This window comes from Paenibacillus sp. V4I9 (genome assembly GCF_030817295.1).
Classification (GTDB): Bacteria; Bacillota; Bacilli; order Paenibacillales; family NBRC-103111; genus Paenibacillus_E.
The window spans coordinates 5,088,584-5,109,306 of record NZ_JAUSZE010000001.1 but is presented as its reverse complement, the minus strand read 5'-3'; the positions used below and the strand labels follow the sequence as shown (position 1 = coordinate 5,109,306).

The window sequence follows — 20,723 nt, the reverse complement described above, 5'->3', positions numbered from 1 at the left end:
GATGTATCCGATGAAAATTACAAAAGTAGAAAGCTTTGTTTTGCATGTACCGATTACACCGCCAATTACAGATGCCATCAACGTCGCCACACACTGGGGATTAGCCGGTGTTCGCATCTATACAGATGAAGGCTTTGTTGGATACGGTTACACAGGTACGTGTGCCCAGGGTGATGATATGATCGTCGATACCATTGATAAATACTATGCTCCACTTTTGGTTGGGAAAGATCCGTATATGGTAAGAGAATTATGGGATGACATGCGTTTTGGCAAAATGCACTGGATCGGCAGATCCGGTGTAACGCACATGGCGCTTGCAGCTGTGGATATTGCGATATGGGACATCATGGCGAAAGCCTCGGATAAACCTCTTTGGCAGTACCTCGGCGGGGCTAAGTCCAAACCGATTAAAGCCTATAATACGAACGGCGGCTGGCTCAACTGGTCAAAAGAGCGTTTGCTGAAGGATGTAACGGAGATTGTAGAGTCAGGCTTCACAGGCGTCAAAATCAAAGTCGGTAAGCCGGATCCGCGTGAGGATTATGATCGCTGCAAGGCGGTAAGGAAGGCGATTGGTAACGATGTCATCTTTATGATTGACGTCAATCAACAGTGGAATATTAATACAGCTATGACTTGGGGCAAAAAGCTTGAAGAATTCGATTTGTTCTGGTTGGAGGAGCCACTTAATCCTGATGACATTATGGGTCACAAAAAGCTCGCTGACGAGTTAAACGTTCCGATTGCTTTAGGGGAGCATGTTTATAACAAATATGCGTTCAGAGATTATATTCACCAAGGCGCAATCGAATATTGCCAAGTTGACGTAACTCGTGTCGGCGGTATAACGGAATGGCTGCAAGTGGCAGGTTTAGCAGCTTCCTATGATGTGCCGATCTGTCCGCACGTGGGCGATATGGGTCAAATCCATCAGCATCTTGTAGCATCTACACAAAATGCAATCATGCTGGAGTACATTCCATGGATTCGTCATATTTTTGAAGAGCCGGCTACGGTGAAAGAAGGGCATTATGTACTGCCTCAAATGCCAGGTGCTTCCACGACGATTCTTCCTAAATATTTTGAAGAATATCGGATTAGATAGGGCTTCGATATACACAAACAGGATGGTGGTCGTTTTTGAAGCGATATGGAAGCGTAATCGTTGATATACAGCCGATAAAGCATTTAAATTATGATATTAAATTTTAAGAAAACTTCAAGGAAGTACATTCACTTATAGAACAAAAGTCGATTGGCAGATGCATTGCGGAAGCTGGTCGGCGTAAGATTCGTCATCTGTTTGAACGATTTCATAAAATGCTGGCTGTCATGATAGCCGAGCTCCAGCGCAATTTCATTGATGGTCATATTCGTGTCAGTCAACAGGAAGGAAGCGGCTTCAATCTTCTGCTGCAAAATAAACCTTTTGAGCGGCACCCCGGCAATCTTGGAGAAAAGGTGCGATAAATATTTTGCATTGTAGCCGAAGTGCTCCGCAATATGTGAGGCCTGAAGCTGTTCACCTCGGTTCCACTTAATATAGTCAACAATGTCGTTAAATAGCTGCAGCTGTTTCAACTTTGGCTGAGAGGCATTCCTGCTTCTAAAAGTTTGATTGTATAGCTCACACAGAATACTCGTTGCCAAATAGTTATTCAACGTTGGATCTTGATAACTTCGAATAGAATCTTGCAATTGCTTCATCATGACAATGATCCTATCCGCACTTCTTAACGTGCCTTTGCTTGGAATCGCGATGGATCCTGCCGGGCACTCAAAAGCTTCTTCTTGATAAGACCCGGTCAGTTGATCATCTGATGTGAAATGCAGCCAATAAAAACTGCAGTCGGAGGCCTGGTAACCGTATTGTTTGGTCCGAGGAGGCATGAGCAGATAATCGCCTTCGTGCAAGACGTGCATCTCCTGTTCATCCGCGATATACAAAATACCCTTGGTCTGCACGAAAAGTTCGTACTCCATCAGCGTTCTTCTCATGTGCATCCAATCAGGTGAGGGAGCAACGAACTTACCCGTCATGACCAGCTGCAGCGGTTTCTCTACTTGAAAAGTATGGATCATCATAGGGGCTCGCCGCCAATCTAACCTTTTGACACCTGGATGAGGTGCGCTTGTTCTAAGCATAACAAGGTATTCGAACGATGACAACCTTGGTGATGTGCCTTTTCCATTATCATATATCTGACTTTTTTACACGAATTCGATCGTTTTGCCACTTACCCTTTCGCTCGTTTAACGGTAATCTGAAGAAGATTAGAGCACTAATAAATAGGGTCAGTTGAAAGGGCGGGAATTAGAATGATGGAAGCTACGCTGATGCGGGACGCATTGCAAGATTTTGGATTGGATCAAGTAAAGCTTGTCGGCGAGTATCATGTCAATGCGGTTGAAAAAGAACTTCTTTACTTACGCAGCTACGATGTCGATCGCTTGCTGGCCGGATTCCGGGAGACCAGGGGGCTGGTACCCAAGGCCGAGAAATACCCCGGTTGGGAAAATACAGAGATTCGGGGCCATACGCTAGGTCATTATATGACGGCGTTAGCGCAGGCATACTCCCATACGAAAGATCCGGCATTCCTAGAGAGGTTATCATACATCGTTTCTGAATTGTCACAATGCCAATTTAGTAGCGGTTATCTTTCAGCGTTTCCAGAGACACTCATTGATAATATTGAGAACAAGAAGCCGGCATGGGTTCCCTGGTATACGATGCATAAAATCATTGCGGGACTGGTCGCTATCTTCCACGCGACGCAATCCCAAGCGGCACTCGACGTTGTCGTGCAATTAGGCGACTGGGTCGCGTCTCGAACATCGCGATGGTCGGATGAGCTTCAAGCTACCGTACTGGCTGTGGAATATGGCGGGATGAATGACTGTCTCTACGAGTTGTACAAGATTTCCGGCAGCTGGAAGCATCTGGAGGCGGCTCATCAATTTGACGAGCTTCCATTGTTTGAAGCGATCCATCAAGGCAGGGATATTCTGGCGGGGAAGCATGCCAATACGACGATTCCTAAATTTATCGGAGCCTTGAATCGTTATTTGGTATTGGGTGAGAGCGAAAGCTTCTACCTTGATGCCGCTAAGAAGTTTTGGGATATCGTTGTCCATCATCACAGCTATATGACCGGCGGCAACAGCGAGTCGGAGCATTTCGGAGAACCGGATATCCTCGATAGGAAACGTACGGACATCACATGCGAAACCTGCAACAGCTACAACATGCTGAAGCTGACCCGTGAATTATTCAAGCTCACAAAGGATAAAAAATACGAGGACTTCTACGAGACAACGTATATCAACGCAATTCTCTCCTCGCAGCATCCGGAAACTGGAATGACGATGTATTTCCAACCGATGGCGACAGGTTACTTCAAAATCTACAGTTCGCCCTTCGAGCATTTCTGGTGCTGCACAGGCACGGGGATGGAGAGCTTTACGAAGCTGAATGACAGTGTCTACTATCATAAAGATGATGAGCTTTATGTGACTCAATTCGTCAGCTCGAGCGTCGACTGGCGCCAGAAGCAAGTAAAGCTTACACAAAGCTCCGGCATCCCTGATTCCGATCAAGTGACGCTTAGGATTGAGACCGAAGATCAGCAAGCCAAAGCTTTCAAGCTCTATATTCGCGTTCCGCATTGGGTCACAGGGAATATCGAGGCCAGATTGAACGGCGGGCTGATTGCTTTGGACATACTTGATCACCGCATCGTGATTGAACGGAAATGGCAGCATGGCGATATGCTTGTATTGACGCTGCCCAATGAACGTATTCGTCTCGCGGCTGCCGGATAATCCGAATGCGGTTGGTTTTCAATACGGACCCGTTGTGCTGAGTGCAGCACTGGGCACGGAGGATTTGAACCAAGCCCAAACGGGCATTATGGTAAAGGTGCCTACCCGCAGAATGCTGATCAAAGATTTCTTGATACCGACCGGGATGCTGCCTGACCAATGGCTGGAAGGGATTGATCGGCATCTTGTGAAGGAAGGCAGTGAGCTTGTATTCAAGCTGCGAAATACGGACGAGGATGATCGGCTCATCTTTACCCCCCATTTCAAGCAGCATGAAGAGCGATACGGCATCTATTGGAACATCGTCGAATCGGATTCCAAGGAATTGAAGCGGCACTTGGAGCAAGCCAGCATGGAACAGCTCGTTAAAGAAGCTACGATCGACAGTGTTCAAGTAGGCAACGATCAGTATGAACTGCAGCATGCAGTTAAGGGAGAAGGAACCGTCAGCGGGGCATGGGAAGGTCAAAATGGACGGAATGCGAATCCCGGCGGGTGGTTTAGCTATGAGCTGAAGGTAATTCCGGGCATGGAGAACCTGCTGCAGGTGACTTACTTATCCATTCACAATGACCGTGTGATGCATATTTATGCAAATGGCGAGCTGTTGACTAGCGAGCGGTCGGCGCCGGTGTCCAGACGCGAATTCGTAACTAAGTACTATTCCATTCCGGAAGCAATGATTAACGGGAGAGATCAAGTGGAGTTTAAGTTTGTTCCGGAAGATAAGCGTAATGGGATTTACGGCGTCCTGCGAACGATGAGATCAGACTACAAAGAATAGAGCCTTAAAAGAAGAGAGGTCGGTGGGAACTCCGAACTTCGGCATAGCTAATCGAACACCGACACAAAAACGCCACCGCATAATACGGTGGCGTTTTTGTGTGCTTGGCACCACATCGTTCTAACGGGTGAAAGAGGGAAACAAGAAGGTTTTCCTTCTTGCTTCTTTTTTTTATTGTCTATTTACATATTTAAAGTCTTAGTGTACTATTGCACTAATACAATAATTCAATTTTTCAGTTTCATTAAGAAGGAGAGATTTGGATGAAGGCGTGGGTAGCTTTATTTAAAAAAGATTTTAAATTAACAAGAACCGTATTTTTCGTAGGACTTGTCATTAATTTATTGATTGTCATGTTGACGTTATATATGGGGATGAAATCAGATCATACCTTACTTATTTTCTTACCCTTAGTAGTTGCTATTGTTTTGCATATTTTATATTTTCCGATAATGGTATTTATTAGTTTGAAAATAGAGGCAAATCAACTGCATCTATGGCTGCATAATCCTAGGCCGGCTTCTTCATTGTTAATTAGTAAGCTGGTGAATGGGCTAGTGATGCTCGTTATTTCATTATTGATGTTATATGTGATGTCTGGATTGCTAATCATACCCAAGTTCAACTTAATTGAAGCGTATTGGACGGATACTTGGAAATCGGGATTATTCATATTTCCTCATATTTTATTGTAATTTCTATAATGATTGGTGTTTGGGTGTTATTTCTTTGGGCGCTATACCAATCCCTTAAATTTGCAATCGGGCGTTGGAGCTGGTTAGTCGTTATTGGGGCAGTTATCATACTTACTTGGATAACTGCCCTATTCGAATCCACTAAACTGTATAGTTTAGTAACGAAATGGGGAAGTATTACCTATGATTTTCCTTCTTTTTCAATACAACCTATACAAACATATGCAGGAGAATATTTGTATACCTTCATTTTTATCATTGGATTATTCTTTCTGAGCGCATGGATTGTTGACAATAAAGTTGAGGTGTAAGAATGGAAGAATTTAATGCTTCAAAGCCAATTTATCTGCAATTAGCGGATCGAATCAATCGACAGATTGTAAGCAAAGAACTGAAAGCAGGTGAGAAGCTTCCTTCAGTCCGAGAAATGGGGATCAAATACAGTGTAAATCCAAACACAATTCAGCGTACTTACAGTGAGTTGGAGCGTGAGGGTATCCTGGAAACGAAAAGAGGTCAAGGTACATTTGTCACGGAACAAGAGGATCGCTTGGTACATCAACGTGAAAATTTAAAAAATGAGCAGATCCAATCGTTTGTCCAGGTCATGCAGGAAATGGGGTTCACCTCTCATGAAATCATATCAGGGCTACAGAACCACTTAAGCAAATTTGATAAAGGAGATGAGTAATTTGATTCAATTGACGAATGTTTCTAAAAAATATGTTAAACAGCCCGCACTCACTAACATTTCATTCACTTTGCCCATAGGTAAAATCGTTGGCATTGTGGGCGAGAATGGCAGCGGGAAGTCAACGCTATTGAGACTTATTTCCGGACTATCGCTTCCTACGAGCGGGAGGGTAACCGTAAATGGAGAGACTGCCAATCGAAGAATCAGCAAAGTGGTTTCTTATTTATCGGAGCTTGGTTCTTTTTATTCTATATTCACAGTACGTGAAGCAATGGATTTTCAGGCTTCCCAATATACGGACTTTAACATGGCTAAAGCGGAAGAAATCATGAAGTTTACGCAGTTGGAGCCTCATATGAAAATCAAAGATCTCTCGAAAGGAAATCGTGGTCGATTAAAAATCATGCTTACTTTGGCCAGAGAAGTACCCTACATTCTAATGGATGAACCACTGTCCGGACTTGACCCCATGGTGCGAGAATCTATCGTTAAAGGAATGATTTCTTATGTTGACTTGGAATTTCAGACACTCATCATGACAAGCCATGAGATTGTGGAAATTGAATCATTACTGGACTGCTTCATTGCGATCAAAGACGGATCATTACTAAGAATGGCTGGTGTGGATGAATTACATGAATCAGAGGGTCTTGGTATCACGGATTGGATGAAGAAGAATTATGTCTAATCCGGGAATATCTGGGTTAATCTGCTCATTGCAATTGGTAATCATTAGGAGGGGAAGATATGAGAGCAATTGTATACGCGAAATACGGACCGCCCGATGTTCTTCATTTGAAAGAGTTAGAAAAACCTACACCCAAGGACAATGAAATACTGGTGAAAAACTATGCGACAACGGTAACAGCAGGGGACTGGCGTATGCGAAAGGCTGACCCGTTCGTTGCAAGACTTTACAATGGAATCCTAAGACCAAAAAGAGTAACGATATTAGGGTTTGAGTTAGCCGGGGAAGTTGAAGCAGTAGGCAAAGATGTAAAACGGTTTAAGAAAGGTGACCAAGTTTTTGCGTTCTGTGGTATTGGCTTCGGTGCATATGCCGAGTACAAATGTCTGCCTGAAGATGGCATGGTGGCTATAAAACCGACCAATCTGACGTATGACAAGGCCGCCGCTGTTCCTATTGGGGGCTTAACGGCGCTAAATGCTCTTAGAAAAGGAAATATTGAAAGTGGAATGAAGGTTCTTGTTTATGGAGCTTCTGGAAGTGTAGGTACTTATGCGGTACAGCTTGCCAAATATTTTGGGGCGGATGTAACAGGAGTATGCAGTACCACGAATATTGAAATGGTGCAATCGATAGGAGCCGATAGGGTAATTGATTATACGATTCAGGATTTTACAGCGAGTGGAGAACGTTTTGATTTAGTCTTTGATGCTGTTGGGAAAAAAATATCGAAAGTCACAAAATCAACATGCAAGAAAGCGCTTCGGTCGAATGGAAAGTATGTGAGTGTAGATATGTCACGAAAGGATCGTGTTGAAGATCTAGTCTTCCTGAAGGAGCTTATTGAAGGAGGAAAGATAAAACCGGTCATCGATAGACACTATCTGTTAGAACAAATTCCTGAGGCTCATAGGTATGTCGAGAAAAGACACAAAAAGGGGAACGTGGTCATAACTGTTAGGCAATAAATTGCTTGGGTATGTTTACATCACATCCGAAAAAAAGGAGCTAATAGAATGAACGAGGTCTCGTTGTTTCGACTTTATTTTCTGAGGGCGCTGTATCTTCTTATCGTCGTGGGGCTCGGTATCGTGGTATGGCCTGGAGTCATCCACCACGAAAAGCCATGGGAACTTATGGAAGGAGTGGTCCAGTGCATGTTAGCCGCCTTTTCGGCTCTGTCAGTTCTGGGGTTGCGGTATCCGCTGCAGATGCTGCCTTTGCTTCTGTGGGAATTGGTGTGGAAGTCGATCTGGCTGATCGTCGTTGCGTTCCCACTGTGGTACTCCGGTCAAATGGACGAGTCAACCTTGGCGACGGCCTCATCCTGCTTGATAGTCGTGATTTTTCCTTTCGGCATCCCGTGGCGCTTTGTGTTTGAACACTACGTGAAGAAGCGCGGAGATCGGTGGCACTGAGGGAAGATAGACAGCGCAGCCCACGGCCGACTCTGATCAGCCGAATGTGGGGGGAATAAATTCAAAATAAGGAGATAAACTAATGAATACGAATAAAAAGAGTGCATTAATTGTTGGAATATTGTTTATACTTGCAGCGGTTACGGCGATAATAGGTCTTATATTATACGATCCTATCCTAAATGGTCCGGTTTACCTGATGGAAGGTTCCAAACATGCCAACCAGGTGATACTGGGAGCGCTTATGGAGTTAATGCTTGTCGTTTCAGCGGTTGGTACTGCAACTACCATGTTTCCAATTTTAAGAAAATATAATGAAACTATTGCTCTTTGGCATCTTTGCTTCAGGTTTCTTGAAGCCATTATTATTACGATTGGTATAATCAGCGTACTGTCCCTGTTGACCTTAAGCCGGGAATTTGCTGCAGCAGCGGCTCCGGATACCGCCTCTTTTCAAGCTTCAGGTATATTATTAAAAGCCGTACATGACTGGACCTTTCTGCTTGGGCCTCTTTTCATGCTGGGCATCAACACGATGTTGTACAGTTATATCTTTTATAAATCTAAGCTTGTACCCAGGTTTATACCTATCTTGGGTATGACAGGGGCAACACTTGTTTTTATTTGTGCCTTGTTAGTCATGTTCGGTGTCATTCAACAAGTTTCTTTTTGGGGTGCTATTTTGGCGCTGCCAGTAGCAGCTAATGAAATGACCCTCGCGGTGTGGCTCATCGTTAAAGGATTCAATTTATCTGCACTCTCTTCCGAGTCTGCAAAAACGGATCGAGCGAGCTAAGCGCTTTCTCTCCTGGTATCGGGATTAGGTCATTCACATAGTAGATTGGAGATATATGGCTCTTATGGACTTTGATACGATTTATCGCACGTATAAGCATCTACTATTCTCTGTAGGTTATCGGATGCTAGGCTCCGTGTCTGACGCGGAAGATATGATGCAGGATCTGTTTACATCCCTAAAAACGTTAGACACGGATAACATCAGCAACCTGAAATCTTATCTAGTCAAAATGATGACCAACCGCTGCCTGAATTACTTGAAATCGGCTAGCAAGCAAAGAGAAATTTACGTTGGTGCTTGGCTGCCTGAACCACTGATTAAGGTAAACGACGATGATCCCTCGGGGCAGGTTGTTCAAGACGAAACCATTTCCTATGCTTTCCTTGTACTGTTGCAAGAGTTATCATCTGTGGAGAGAGCTGTATTCGTGCTAAGAGAAGTGCTTGGTTATGAGTACGGCGAGGTCGCAGAAATGCTAAATAAAACGGAAACCAATTGCCGTAAAATCTATAGTCGAGCAAAAGTGAAAGTTAACGAAGGAAAGGAGCGGAATTTTGAGGAACTCGGGGAATCAGAACCACTTGTAAAGAAGTTTTTGCATGCTGTCCATACGGGGAACTTTAAAGATTTTGTCTCCTTGCTGACCGATGATGCTGTGCTGATTTCAGATGGCGGTGGAAAAAGACGAACAGCACTCAAAACCATATTCGGCAAGCAACGTATTCAAGCCCTCTTTGAAGGTATTGCAGCAAAAGGCTCGCTGCAGGGGAAATGGCTTCCAATTCTCATAAACGGTCAAACCGGTCTAGTACTCGTAAAAGATCAAATCGCTGATATGGTCATTTGTTTTGATATGGATGAGAATCAATTGCATGCCAATCAGGTTTTTCAGATTTTGAATCCAGATAAACTTCAACACATTTCTTCCATGCTGGATTGTCACAAATCCCCGGACTTATTTGTCTTATAGAGGCAAACCTAAATTAATCGTTTATGGAGGAGATTCACATGGAAGTTAGATTAACGTATAGTCAAGTAAATCCAGAAGCATTGCAAACGATGCTGAAGTTGGAAGGTTTTATTAAAACAAGCGGTTTAGATGCAAAGTTATATGAGTTTATCAAAATCAGAGCGTCACAAATCAACGGTTGCGCTTATTGCATCGACATGCATACAAGAGATTTGCGGAATATGGGAGAAACCCAGCAAAGGATTAATTTACTCACTGCATGGCGTGAAGCCCCCTTTTATTCCGACAAAGAAAGAGCAGTGCTAGAGTTGACAGAAACCGTGACCCGAATCTCGGAGAATGGTGTACCACAAGCCGTTTATGAGAAAGTGAGGGAGCATTTTGACGAAAAGGAATATGTAGTTCTTATCATGGCGATCAATACGATTAATGCTTGGAACCGTATTGCCATTTCTACTGGAATGTTCCCTGTTGAAAAGTGACCTCCTTTACCATTACTTTTTGCGAAAAGTGTCTCTTTGTTAAAGGAATTCTCTTATTGTTGACAACCACCAACCACCATGTTATATTTCATTATACAGTTCAATCGTTTAGAAATTAGTTATTTAGGAGATCGGGGCTAAAGTAATTGGGATACGCAAGTATCTATTTACTTTTAACGCGATCTTTTTTGTTTTTTTATTGTAATAAAAGCAACAGACAATCAAAGAACAAGTTTGTCATCCATGCTTAATCACCAAATGTAAGCGCTCCCTAACATTAGAAAAGTAGTGGTGTTATTTTGGGTAATTTTTAGGAGGAGTTCCAATGACGAGTCCAGAAAAGACATCTTTTCCGATCGGTAAATTGTCTATGTTATTAGCTGTTTTGAGGGATCATTCATGGAATGAAGTGGTTGAAAATGAGTTGAAAGAAAAAGGCTATCGATATGTAATAGGCAAGGTTGGAGCGATGGATTTAAACAAAGTTATTGCAGCCATAGAAACGACGGCTAAAAACAATCATATTATCAATAAAGATATTTATCACGAAGTACACGCTTTATACCACGCTATCATTGAAGCTCTTCAGGGAGTTGGCAGAGGTATGGTACAGTTCGGTGATATATTACGGACCGTAGGGCTGACATTCTCCATTGTTCGCGGTAAGTTAGGAGAATCTTCTGAGCAAAGCGGTGAGTGGATCGCTGTATCCATTTACGGAACCATTGGGGCACCAAAAAAAGGTTTTGAGCATGAAGCCTTTGGATATGGATTTAATCATATTTAGATATTTAGTGACTAATGACTATTTTTTGCACATGAAACGATGTAAGTGAATTTGATAATAAAACAGGCTATTAGTAATTTTAGTGATTTAGGAGCCGATACCATTATTTGGTATTGGCTCCTTTTATTTTTTCATACGAGGAGAGACCATGATGCAGACATTAAAGACAGAAATCTTAATAGGTAGTGGAATAACTCTAACATTAAAAGATGTCATTGAAGTCTCTCGAAACAAGGCCAAGGTGGCTTTGAATCATACGAGCGTGGAAAAAATTAATCGTAGCAGAAGTTATGTGGAAAAGCTCCTTCGAGAGAAAAAAACGGTTTATGGACTTACTACAGGATTCGGTAAATTCAGTGATACTTATATTTCAAGTGAAGATACAAAAGAGCTTCAGGCGAATCTCATTCGCAGTCATGCTTGCGGAATAGGGCTTGCATTGCCAGAAGAAGTCGTTAGGGCGATTATGCTGCTTCGAATCAAATCGCTTTCGTTAGGTTACTCGGGCATCCGGCTTGAGGTTGTCCAAACGATGATCGAGATGCTGAATAAAGATGTCGTTCCGATCGTTCCGGAGAAAGGCTCGCTAGGTGCCAGTGGCGATTTGGCTCCTTTGTCGCATGTGGCGTTAGTTATATTTGGAGAAGGTGAGGCGGTTTATGAAGGTCGGCGTATGGATGGCGGAATGGCTATGATATTGGCGGGTATTCAACCGGTATCTTTAGAAGCTAAAGAGGGGTTGGCGTTAATTAATGGAACCCAAGTCATGACCGCTGTCGGGGCAATAGCATGTTATGACGCTTTGAATTTGGCGAATTGGGCGGATGCGACGGGAGCTCTGAGTTGCGAGGCCTTATTGGGTATTAGGGACGTTTTCGATGCGCAAACGCATGAAATTAGACCGCACAAAGGCCAACTGCACGTTGCCGAAAATATAAAAAGATTGACGATGGGAAGCCAGTTGATGACAAATCAAGGGGAATTAAGAGTTCAAGATGCCTACTCTCTTCGCTGTATCCCGCAGGTGCATGGAGCGAGTCGTGATGCACTTTCGTATGTAGTGGAAAAAATTGAGGTGGAGATAAATTCAGTCACTGATAATCCACTTATATTCGAGGAACAAGAGAGGGTAATCTCTGGCGGCAATTTTCATGGGCAACCGATCGCATTGGCTATGGACTTTTTATCCATTTGTATGTCAGAATTGGCCAACATATCCGAGAGAAGGATCGAGCGCTTAGTAAATCCGCAGTTAAATGGTGATCTACCTCCCTTTTTGACGAAACATGGGGGTCTTCAATCCGGGTTTATGATTGCCCAATATGCTGCCGCTTCGGTGGTGTCCGAAAATAAATCTTTAGCTCATCCAGCTAGTGTCGATTCAATTCCATCTTCAGGCAATCAAGAGGATCACGTGAGCATGGGAACGATCGGAGCTCGAAAAGCGAAGCAAATTGTAGAAAATGCTTACTCAGTTATCGCTATTGAGCTTTTATGTGCTTCTCAAGCTATCGATTATCGTAATCCCGAGCTTCTGGGCAATGGGACAAAGTGGATTTATGCCAAGTGCCGCGAACAGGTACCGTTTTTGGAAAAAGATAGAGTGCTGTCTTACGACATCAAAAAAATAACTTCCATGTTACAAGAGACAGATGTTGCGGCTGAATTGGCACCAATTACAACTATTCAATAATTTTATTGGGTGCCGAGGCCCTACGGACTATCGCTCATCCACTCAGTGTTAACTTTCAATAATAAAGCAAGAAATCCAACCCGTTTTAGGGCTGGATTTCTTGCTTTTCAAGACTTCGTTATATCTCTGATTGAACCGTAAATCATTATATGTGGTAAACTTTTCTTTAAAAAGTGCGGTTTGAAAACCTAAGTGCAAGGCATCATGCAATCATGGTACAATATATGTTATAAAATGAAAACGCATACGTATGAACCGGACGAATGGTCCGAGAAAGTTAAAGGGGGCTTGTTATGAGAGTAATGCCCAAGTACAGAGATACCTATTTTACCCGTCTTATCTTATCTTATACGATTTTGGCTGTCGTCCTGATTGGGCTTACGGGAGGTTACCTATATTCTCAAGCCAATCGATTGATGGTTGGCGAAATCGCCAAGGACAGCCAAAACCGGCTTGTTACCGCAAAGGATTATGTCGAACAGACGCTGCTTAGAAGATTCGAAGATAATCTACAGAATAAGGCTTTATCAACCATTTTCATTCAGAATAATTCCAATTTGAATTATTTGTTGGATAGCGGCTGGGAAGGCAATCTCAGCCGCATTGCGTCGTTTCGCCAGGATCTCGATAATTATAAATTGGCTATTGAAGGTGCTTCTAAAATGACGGCCTATTTTCGTACGGGAAATTATGTCGTTGACAACAATTCCTTTTTTATGAAGCCGGATAACTCTACAGACGCCGCTTTCATCGGTCAGCTAAATCAAACTGTTCCCAACCGATGGATAACCCGAACATTGCCGGACACAAGCCCTAGTATCGCCGAAGGGAAGCAGGTTATGACTTATGTCGTTAAGCTTCCGTATGACATCCCAAGCGCCATGCCTAAAGGATACTTGTTTGTTGATGTCGAGCAGGAGTACGTCAAACAGGCTGCTGCCAAAATTATGAACTCCCAGAACGAAAGGCTTTATATATTTGATGCGGTCGGGAATTTGATCGTTCAAACAACGGATTCGAATCCGGACGAAATTCACCTTCTTCAGAACGTAATTGGATCCGGTCAGACCGTTCGGGAAATCGCTGACGACAAGAGCGGCACAATTGTGATGTCGTACCTTGACAAATCGAAGTCGGGGAACGGTTGGACCTATGCGATGGTTCGTCCTATGAATACGTTTGTATTAGCTTCCGAACAAATCAAAACAAAAATATTTATAGGCTGCAGTTTGGTACTCTTGTTGGGGTTTGTCATTTCCTACATGATTTCAAAACGATTTTATATTCCAATGAAAAAGCTTGTCCAGCATATCCGCAGCCTGCATCAACCTAATTCGGCACAGTCCCAAATGAACGAATACGCAATCATCAGAAATGCGTTGAATAGCTTGGGACAAAAAATCGAGACCTTGGAATCCCTGGCGAAAACGAACGAAATGAAAAATCTTGTTTTGGGCGCCAGCCTTGGTTTGGAGAATATGGACGACTTGCCTCAGGACCGCCAATTTCTAGTCGCGTATATTCCGCTCATGGAAGGCCATAGTAAGGAGTTCAAGCAGCGTTATGAGCAGATCGACCACTCCATACGCAATGAGGTTGTCTGCTTGAATTTGAGGGAAGCAGCTATCATCTTCTTCTTTGATTCCCTCGACATGGTTGATGATGAAGCGATTGCTGAGGATTTAGTTCGAGTAAAAGAGGTAATTAGAGACGAGATTCGTTTCGGGGCTGCGATCGGCTCTTTAGTTCAATCGCTCGAAGAAATCCCACTCTCTTATCAATTGGCGCAGCAAGCTTATCGCTATTGCTTTTTTTATGGTCAGGAAGCGATTGTTCAGCACTCGAAGATTTCTGCATTGAACCCGACGCCGTACATGTTTTCGTTCGATCTCTATAAAAATGCATTGAAGGTCGGGAATGTAAACGGATCGAATCAGTTTATCGATGATTTCACCAATATCCTGGAGGAACAGAGCCTGCAGCTCGAAGTGGTGGAATTAGCGCTGCTTCAACTGGTTTCCACGCTTTATCAGGTCGTGATCGAGCTGGATTTACAACAGTTGATTCCTTCCTCCAATCTATTTGACGAACTGAAAAAAGCAACGCTATCGGGCACGATGGACGCGATTCGCAGCCTCTCGGGGCAGATTGCTTTACATGTAAGCGAATCGGGCAATCATGCTCATGCGGACGTCATATTAAAATTGAAAGCATATATCGACGAACATTTGCACGAAGATCTTTCGTTGAATCTTCTTTCTGAAATGGCCTCGCTCGCTCCGGCCTATGTTTCAACCTTGTTCGGCGAAGTCATGAGGGAATCATTTACCGAATATGTCACTCGGGCAAGGCTGGACAAAGCAGCAGCTCTGTTGCGTGAAGACGTTCGCTTATCCGTCACGGAAATCGCGTCTCTCGTCGGATATCGTAACCCGCAATATTTTCATAATAAATTTAAAGCCCGCTTCGGCATCACACCGGTTCAATATCGGCAGGCGAAACACGCAGACGCGAAAGCAATCTAGTGGGATTACTCATCAATCAGCCTATACAGGCTGATTTTTTTTTGCGGAACCCGATTACCGCGGTTCATTAAAGAAAATGCAATCCGAACTGAAAGAATTCTTAGGAAATTGAACAATATTACAATAGGAAAAACGCTTTCAACTGTATAGAGTAAAGGTATGAATCGAGGTACTAGCCTCATCTATGAAAGGAGTTTATGAGCATGAATCCGGCAAACACCTCTGAAATCAGTGTAAGCAAAAAGATTGATAAAAAAACGGAATCGAGATTGTCACACACATGGAGAGAATATAAGAAGAACAAGTATTTGTTCCTGTTGCTGGCTCCTGTGCTGATCTGGTATGCCATTTTTCATTACGGTCCCATGTATGGCATTCAATTGGCATTTAAAGATTTTTATGTCATGAAAGGAATAGGGGAAAGCCCTTGGGTGGGTTTCAAGCACTTTCATTATTTGTTTGTCATGTCCCCCGACTTTTGGAAGATCATGAAGAATACGGTTGTGATCAGCTTTTACCACATCCTATTCGGCTTTCCGGCCCCGATTATAATGGCTTTGCTGTTTAACGAAATTCGGCTTTCGATATTTAAGAAGATCGCTCAAACGATTTCGTATTTGCCTCACTTTCTATCATGGATCGTACTCGGGGGCATTATGATTACGATGCTGTCTCCGAATAGCGGGGTCATCAATTATTTTATCCAGTTGCTCGGGTTTGAACCGGTCTATTTTCTGGGATCCGAAACCTATTTTAGGTTTACGCTGGTCGTATCTGCCATTTGGAAAGAAGTCGGCTGGGGAATGATCATCTATTTGGCCGCATTGGCCGGTGTGGATCAGCAAATGTACGAAGCTGCTGTCCTTGACGGAGCTAACCGCTGGAAGCAAACCTTGCATATTACGCTTCCCTCTATTCTTCCGGTCATCAGCATCTTATTTATCTTGCGGGTCGGCGGCGTTCTGGACGCAGGTTTCGACCAAATCCTCAATTTGTATTCACCTGCCGTATATGGCGTATCCGATATTTTGGACACGTATGTGTACCGTGTGGGGCTGCAAAACGCTCAGTTCAGCTTGACGACGGCTGTCGGATTATTCAAGAATGTGATCGCGCTGACGTTGGTTCTGCTCACCAATTATATTGTGAAAAAAATGGGCCAAGAAGGAATTACCTAACGTAATGGCCGGAAAGGAATGAACAAACATGAAGATTAGCTACGGAGAAAAGGTGTTTCAGGTTTTCTTGATCGGATTTATCACTCTGCTCAGCATTTGTATGATCTATCCGTTTATCCACATCCTCTCGATTTCCTTCAGTACGTCTGCGGAGGCGCTTCGGCCTGGTATGCATTGGTACCCGCAGAAGATATCGCTATTCGCCTGGAATCGGGTGTTGACAGATAATCACATATGGCTTGCTTTAGGGAACACGGTTTTTCGTACCGTTGTCGGGACGTTTCTAACGCTCCTTATTATGTCGATGGGAGCTTATCCGCTCGCGAAGAAACATCTTCCGCATCGCAGTTTTTACATGATGTTTATCGTCATTACGATGTTTTTTAGCGGAGGGCTCATTCCTTCCTATCTCTTGATCAAATCGCTCGGAATGATCGATTCGCGATGGGCCTTGATTGTCCCGGGCTTGATCAGCACATATTCGTTGCTTATTCTCCGCAATTTCTTTATGAACATTCCGGAGGAGCTGGAGGACTCGGCCAAAATCGACGGGGCAAGCGACTTGCGAATTTTGTTCACCCTTGTACTTCCGCTATCGAAGCCGGTTTTGGCTACCCTTGGGCTTTGGTCTGCCGTCGGTCACTGGAACGCGTGGTTCGATGCGCTTATATATCTTCAGGACCCAAAGCTGTACGTGCTTCAAACTTTCTTGAGACGGCTCGTGATTACCACCGAGGGCGACCCGCTTCTTCCCGTTCCAACACTGTTTGATACGCAGGAAACCGTCAAAGCTGCAGCCATTATGTTTACTGCATTGCCAATCCTGATTATTTATCCATTTCTGCAGAAGTATTTTGTTAAGGGAACCTTAGTCGGTTCGCTTAAGGGATAACGTATTTCACCTGATTTAAACGGATCGCTTTTAGCGTGTTTCGTCTAAATATAACTTGCTTTTTAAAAAAAGGGAGGAAAAAAAGAATGAAAAAATGGTTGGGAATGACTTCTATCGTCTTGTCGATGTCACTTATTGCTGCTGGATGCGGCGGAGAAAAATCCGCGACACAAACGCCAGCTGGATCCGCGAAACCGGGAGAGACAGAGAAACCGATTGAGATTACGTGGGCCAATAACTTTAATGCTCCGGAAGTTGACGGCAACTACGTGCAGAAGCAAATAGAAGCCAAATTCAACGTCAAGATTACGAACGTTAAAATGGAACGCACGTCCTGGAAAGATAAATTCAACGTTCTGCTTGCCTCAGGTCAAATTCCCGATATTTTCCCGGTCGATGCAAACGAAACCGATATGGCTGGGTGGGCTGATCAAGGTGTCATAGCCAGTCTTAACCAAGATGAAATCAAAAAATCGATGCCGAATTATATCAAAGCACTGGATTCGGTTGATTCCAGCGCATGGGGAGTCGGCAACTACAAAGGCAAGAACTGGGGGATTCCAAAGGTATGGCCGGCCGGAAATGAAGGCTTCATACCTGGTTATAACGAGACTTGGCTGAAAAAGGTTGGTTACAACGAGCCTCCGAAGACGCTCGCGGAGCTGGAGGATGTACTTACCAAATTCGTTAATAACGATCCGGACGGCAATGGGAAGAAGGATACGTTCGGGCTGTCGGGCCGAGGCAAGCTCCCGATCCAAATGTTCACCTCCGTATTTTCGGCTTATGGCGTATCGCCATATCAGTTCAAGCTAGACGCAAGCGGCAAAGTTGTATATGGCGGGGTAACAGAAGAAACCCGTTCAGCACTTAAGCTGCTAAACAAGTGGTACAAGGGCGGACTAATCGATCCGGAGTTTATTACGACAGACAACAATCAGCTCAATGAAAAATTCGCCGCCCAAAAGATCGGGATGGTCGACAACATGAAGTGGGGTAACTTCTACAAGACTTCCGGATTTATTACGAAACCCGGATTGGATAAGGGCCAACAGATCATTGCCGGAAAGCCGGTAATCGGATCGGCCGGCAAATCGTACGGCTTCTCTTACGGAGCGCTTCAAGCCCCCGTCCTGTTAGGCGCTCAGCTCGAGAAGGATGAGAAGAAGCGGACCAAGATTATGCAAATTCTGGATTACGTTGCAACAAATCCAGAATTCTGGCTGCTGACTGTTTACGGTCAAAAGGACGTTAACTATGATATGGACGGCGACTTTGTAACTGCGCGGACGACACCGGAAGCTATTGCACCAAAAGCCGGCGCCGGCAGCTTCTACAATCCGCTCAACGCCGTAGATACTTCCATGACGAAATATACAACTAACAAGGAATTGCTGGATCTTAAGGCGAAACTTAATGTCGGTTATGAGCCGTTGAAGGACATTTTGGGAGTGGCCATTTTGAGCACCAAAGCGAAATATTGGGCGAATCTGCAGACGCTCGAGGACGCCTATTTGATTAAAGCGGTCACTGGCGAAGCGGATACAGATAAAGCCTTTGACGATTTCAAGGCGAATTGGCTGAAATCCGGCGGTCAAGAAATGACGGATGAAGTCACTAAGGTGTATGCAGAGCGGAATAAGAAGTAATCAACAGTAATTAGAACTGCTTTAACTCTAGGCCGGTCGGTTGGAACATGCCATTCATGTTCCAGCCTTTCCGGCTTTGATTTTCAACAAATAGAAAAAGTTCTTGGAGGCGGAGTCTATTGAAGATGGTTCAAAATGATTTGATCACATATCCTGCACCGGCAGAAGCGGCGGGGAATTCCGATTTCACAGTACGGGTTCGCACGTTACACGGAGAGTGGCAGGAGTTATTTTGTTATAACGTGAAGGTCGATATGCATGACGTGCGGAATGCCTCCATGGTTTATTTCGATTGCTCCGGACCCGTCGAAGTAGAGGTGTTAAAGAACATAGGGGTTGTAAAGGAAGCGGTGATTCGCCCCTTATCTTCTGGGCTCGATTGTGCCTATAACGGTAACCGGGTGGCGTTCATACTTGATCGTCCGCGTAAATTATCATTGGAAGTGAATGGAGATCGGTTCCATAATCTTCACATTTTTGCAAATCCATTGGAAGAGAACGTTCCCGATCTGGCAGATCCCGATGTGATTTACTTTGGACCGGGTATACATATTTTGGAGGAGCCCCAATTTCACATTCCCTCCGGGAAAACGGTTTATATCGCTGGAGGTGCCGTTGTTGTAGGGGCGTTAGTGTGCGAGCATGTACATGATGTGACGATAAGGGGCAGGGGGCTGCTCTATATGTCGGATTTTGAAAAAACCACTTATTATCGTGGAGTTCAGATTACCTTCTCAAAGAACATCACGATAGAAGGAATTATCACGGTTGATCCACCACACTATACCGTACTGATCGGACAATCCGAACATATCTCAATCCGTAACCTTAAGACGTTCAGTACCCGAGGTTGGTCGGACGGCATCGACATGATGTCCTGTTCTCATATTGACATCGACGACGTCTTTCTGCGAACTTCCGATGATTGTATTGCCATATACGGACACCGCGGGGAGTTTGACGGAGACAGCCGGCACGTTACGGTTCGAAACTCGATCCTTTGGGCGGATGTTGCCCATCCCATGAATATCGGAACCCATGGGGATTCCGAAAACGGTGGAAATGTCATTGAAAACATCGTGTTTGAGAACATCGATATTTTGGAGCATCACGAACCACAGCGCGATTATTGGGGATGTATGGCCATCAATCCAGGGGACAATAATACAATCCGAAACATCAGGTATGAAAATATCCGGGTCGAGCAATTTGAGCTCGGAGAGCTTTTTAACATCCGGGTCGTTCATAATCCGAAATATAATCCACATCCGGGAAAACGGGTAGAGAATATCCACTTTAAAGATATCGTCTTTAATGGTATCTGCGAAAATCCGTCCCGCATTGAGGGGTTCGATGAAACCCGGGTTGTGGACGGCGTAACCTTTGAGAATGTTATTGTAAACGGCCGACCGTTGAAATTAGATTCGGAGGATATCCTCATAGGGTCCTATGTTCATAATGTGAACATCATTCAAAATAAAGATTCGATATAATGTTTGGCTCACTAATTTCAATTCAATAGTAGAAGGCTATCCCGGTATCAAGATCACGGGATAGCCCTGAAATATTGCGCCCCTTTTAGCATGCGATCGGTCAAATTGAAAGAAATCTGATGAAATTGAATAATTTTGCAATGGATAG

At 44.0% G+C, this 20,723-nt stretch carries 19 protein-coding genes; 18 read left to right on the top strand and 1 reads right to left on the bottom strand.

What is annotated here, in order from left to right; translation table 11 throughout:
* The first annotated feature begins 10 nt into the window (after window positions 1-10).
* A complete protein-coding gene (locus tag QFZ81_RS23735) occupies window positions 11-1,108 on the top strand; it encodes a mandelate racemase/muconate lactonizing enzyme family protein (RefSeq protein WP_307440958.1) in 1,098 nt (365 codons plus the stop codon).
* A 128-nt stretch (window positions 1,109-1,236) separates the two neighbouring features.
* Here QFZ81_RS23735 and QFZ81_RS23730 read toward each other — a convergent pair whose 3' ends face one another.
* A complete protein-coding gene (locus QFZ81_RS23730) occupies window positions 1,237-2,088 on the bottom strand; it encodes an AraC family transcriptional regulator (RefSeq protein WP_307440959.1) in 852 nt (283 codons plus the stop codon).
* Between the two features lie 234 nt (window positions 2,089-2,322).
* On the opposite strand from QFZ81_RS23730, the gene QFZ81_RS23725 reads away from it, so the two are divergent.
* The 17 genes from QFZ81_RS23725 to QFZ81_RS23645 all read left to right on the top strand — a co-directional run bounded on the left by QFZ81_RS23725 (window position 2,323) and on the right by QFZ81_RS23645 (window position 20,575).
* The gene (locus tag QFZ81_RS23725; RefSeq protein WP_307605052.1) at window positions 2,323-3,828 is read left to right on the top strand and encodes a beta-L-arabinofuranosidase domain-containing protein; all 1,506 of its coding nucleotides are present in this window, start codon (window positions 2,323-2,325) and stop codon (window positions 3,826-3,828) included.
* Window positions 3,797-4,612 carry a DUF6805 domain-containing protein gene (locus QFZ81_RS23720; RefSeq protein WP_307605050.1) on the top strand — a complete coding sequence of 272 codons (816 nt, stop codon included), beginning with the start codon at window positions 3,797-3,799 and terminating at the stop codon, window positions 4,610-4,612. Before QFZ81_RS23725 ends, QFZ81_RS23720 begins: the two co-directional genes overlap by 32 nt.
* 263 nt (window positions 4,613-4,875) lie before the next feature.
* Window positions 4,876-5,307 carry a hypothetical protein gene (locus QFZ81_RS23715; RefSeq protein WP_307605048.1) on the top strand — a complete coding sequence of 144 codons (432 nt, stop codon included), beginning with the start codon at window positions 4,876-4,878 and terminating at the stop codon, window positions 5,305-5,307.
* 313 nt (window positions 5,308-5,620) lie between these two features.
* A complete protein-coding gene (locus QFZ81_RS23710) occupies window positions 5,621-5,998 on the top strand; it encodes a GntR family transcriptional regulator (RefSeq protein WP_307440962.1) in 378 nt (125 codons plus the stop codon).
* Window position 5,999: 1 nt separating this feature from the next.
* Window positions 6,000-6,689, top strand: a complete 690-nt coding sequence (locus tag QFZ81_RS23705) for an ATP-binding cassette domain-containing protein (RefSeq protein WP_307605046.1) — start codon at window positions 6,000-6,002, stop codon at window positions 6,687-6,689.
* 59 nt (window positions 6,690-6,748) lie between these two features.
* Complete coding sequence (locus QFZ81_RS23700) at window positions 6,749-7,657, top strand: NAD(P)-dependent alcohol dehydrogenase (RefSeq protein ID WP_307440964.1); 909 nt, start codon at window positions 6,749-6,751, stop codon at window positions 7,655-7,657.
* A gap of 48 nt (window positions 7,658-7,705) precedes the next feature.
* Window positions 7,706-8,107 (top strand): hypothetical protein, encoded by a 402-nt coding sequence (locus QFZ81_RS23695; RefSeq protein WP_307440965.1) that lies wholly within the window; start codon window positions 7,706-7,708, stop codon window positions 8,105-8,107.
* A gap of 82 nt (window positions 8,108-8,189) precedes the next feature.
* Window positions 8,190-8,903, top strand: coding sequence for a DUF4386 domain-containing protein (locus QFZ81_RS23690; RefSeq protein ID WP_307605044.1), 714 nt, complete (start codon window positions 8,190-8,192; stop codon window positions 8,901-8,903).
* A gap of 64 nt (window positions 8,904-8,967) precedes the next feature.
* Entirely contained in the window at window positions 8,968-9,876 is a 909-nt protein-coding gene (locus QFZ81_RS23685) for an RNA polymerase sigma-70 factor (RefSeq protein ID WP_307440967.1), read from the top strand.
* Between the two features lie 38 nt (window positions 9,877-9,914).
* Complete coding sequence (locus tag QFZ81_RS23680; RefSeq protein ID WP_307440968.1) at window positions 9,915-10,358, top strand: carboxymuconolactone decarboxylase family protein; 444 nt, start codon at window positions 9,915-9,917, stop codon at window positions 10,356-10,358.
* Window positions 10,359-10,683: 325 nt separating this feature from the next.
* Entirely contained in the window at window positions 10,684-11,145 is a 462-nt protein-coding gene (hutP, locus tag QFZ81_RS23675; protein ID WP_307440969.1) for a histidine utilization transcription antiterminator HutP, read from the top strand.
* 151 nt (window positions 11,146-11,296) lie between these two features.
* A complete protein-coding gene (hutH, locus tag QFZ81_RS23670; protein WP_307607011.1) occupies window positions 11,297-12,838 on the top strand; it encodes a histidine ammonia-lyase in 1,542 nt (513 codons plus the stop codon).
* A 293-nt stretch (window positions 12,839-13,131) separates the two neighbouring features.
* Entirely contained in the window at window positions 13,132-15,363 is a 2,232-nt protein-coding gene (locus QFZ81_RS23665) for a helix-turn-helix domain-containing protein (RefSeq protein ID WP_307605042.1), read from the top strand.
* Between the two features lie 203 nt (window positions 15,364-15,566).
* Entirely contained in the window at window positions 15,567-16,541 is a 975-nt protein-coding gene (locus QFZ81_RS23660; RefSeq protein WP_307440971.1) for an ABC transporter permease, read from the top strand.
* 28 nt (window positions 16,542-16,569) lie between these two features.
* Window positions 16,570-17,433, top strand: coding sequence for a carbohydrate ABC transporter permease (locus QFZ81_RS23655; protein WP_307440972.1), 864 nt, complete (start codon window positions 16,570-16,572; stop codon window positions 17,431-17,433).
* A gap of 86 nt (window positions 17,434-17,519) precedes the next feature.
* On the top strand, window positions 17,520-19,082 hold the full coding sequence (locus QFZ81_RS23650; protein ID WP_307605040.1) for an extracellular solute-binding protein: 1,563 nt from the start codon (window positions 17,520-17,522) through the stop codon (window positions 19,080-19,082).
* Window positions 19,083-19,207: 125 nt separating this feature from the next.
* The gene (locus QFZ81_RS23645) at window positions 19,208-20,575 is read left to right on the top strand and encodes a glycosyl hydrolase family 28 protein (protein WP_307607009.1); all 1,368 of its coding nucleotides are present in this window, start codon (window positions 19,208-19,210) and stop codon (window positions 20,573-20,575) included.
* Window positions 20,576-20,723: the final 148 nt, after the last annotated feature.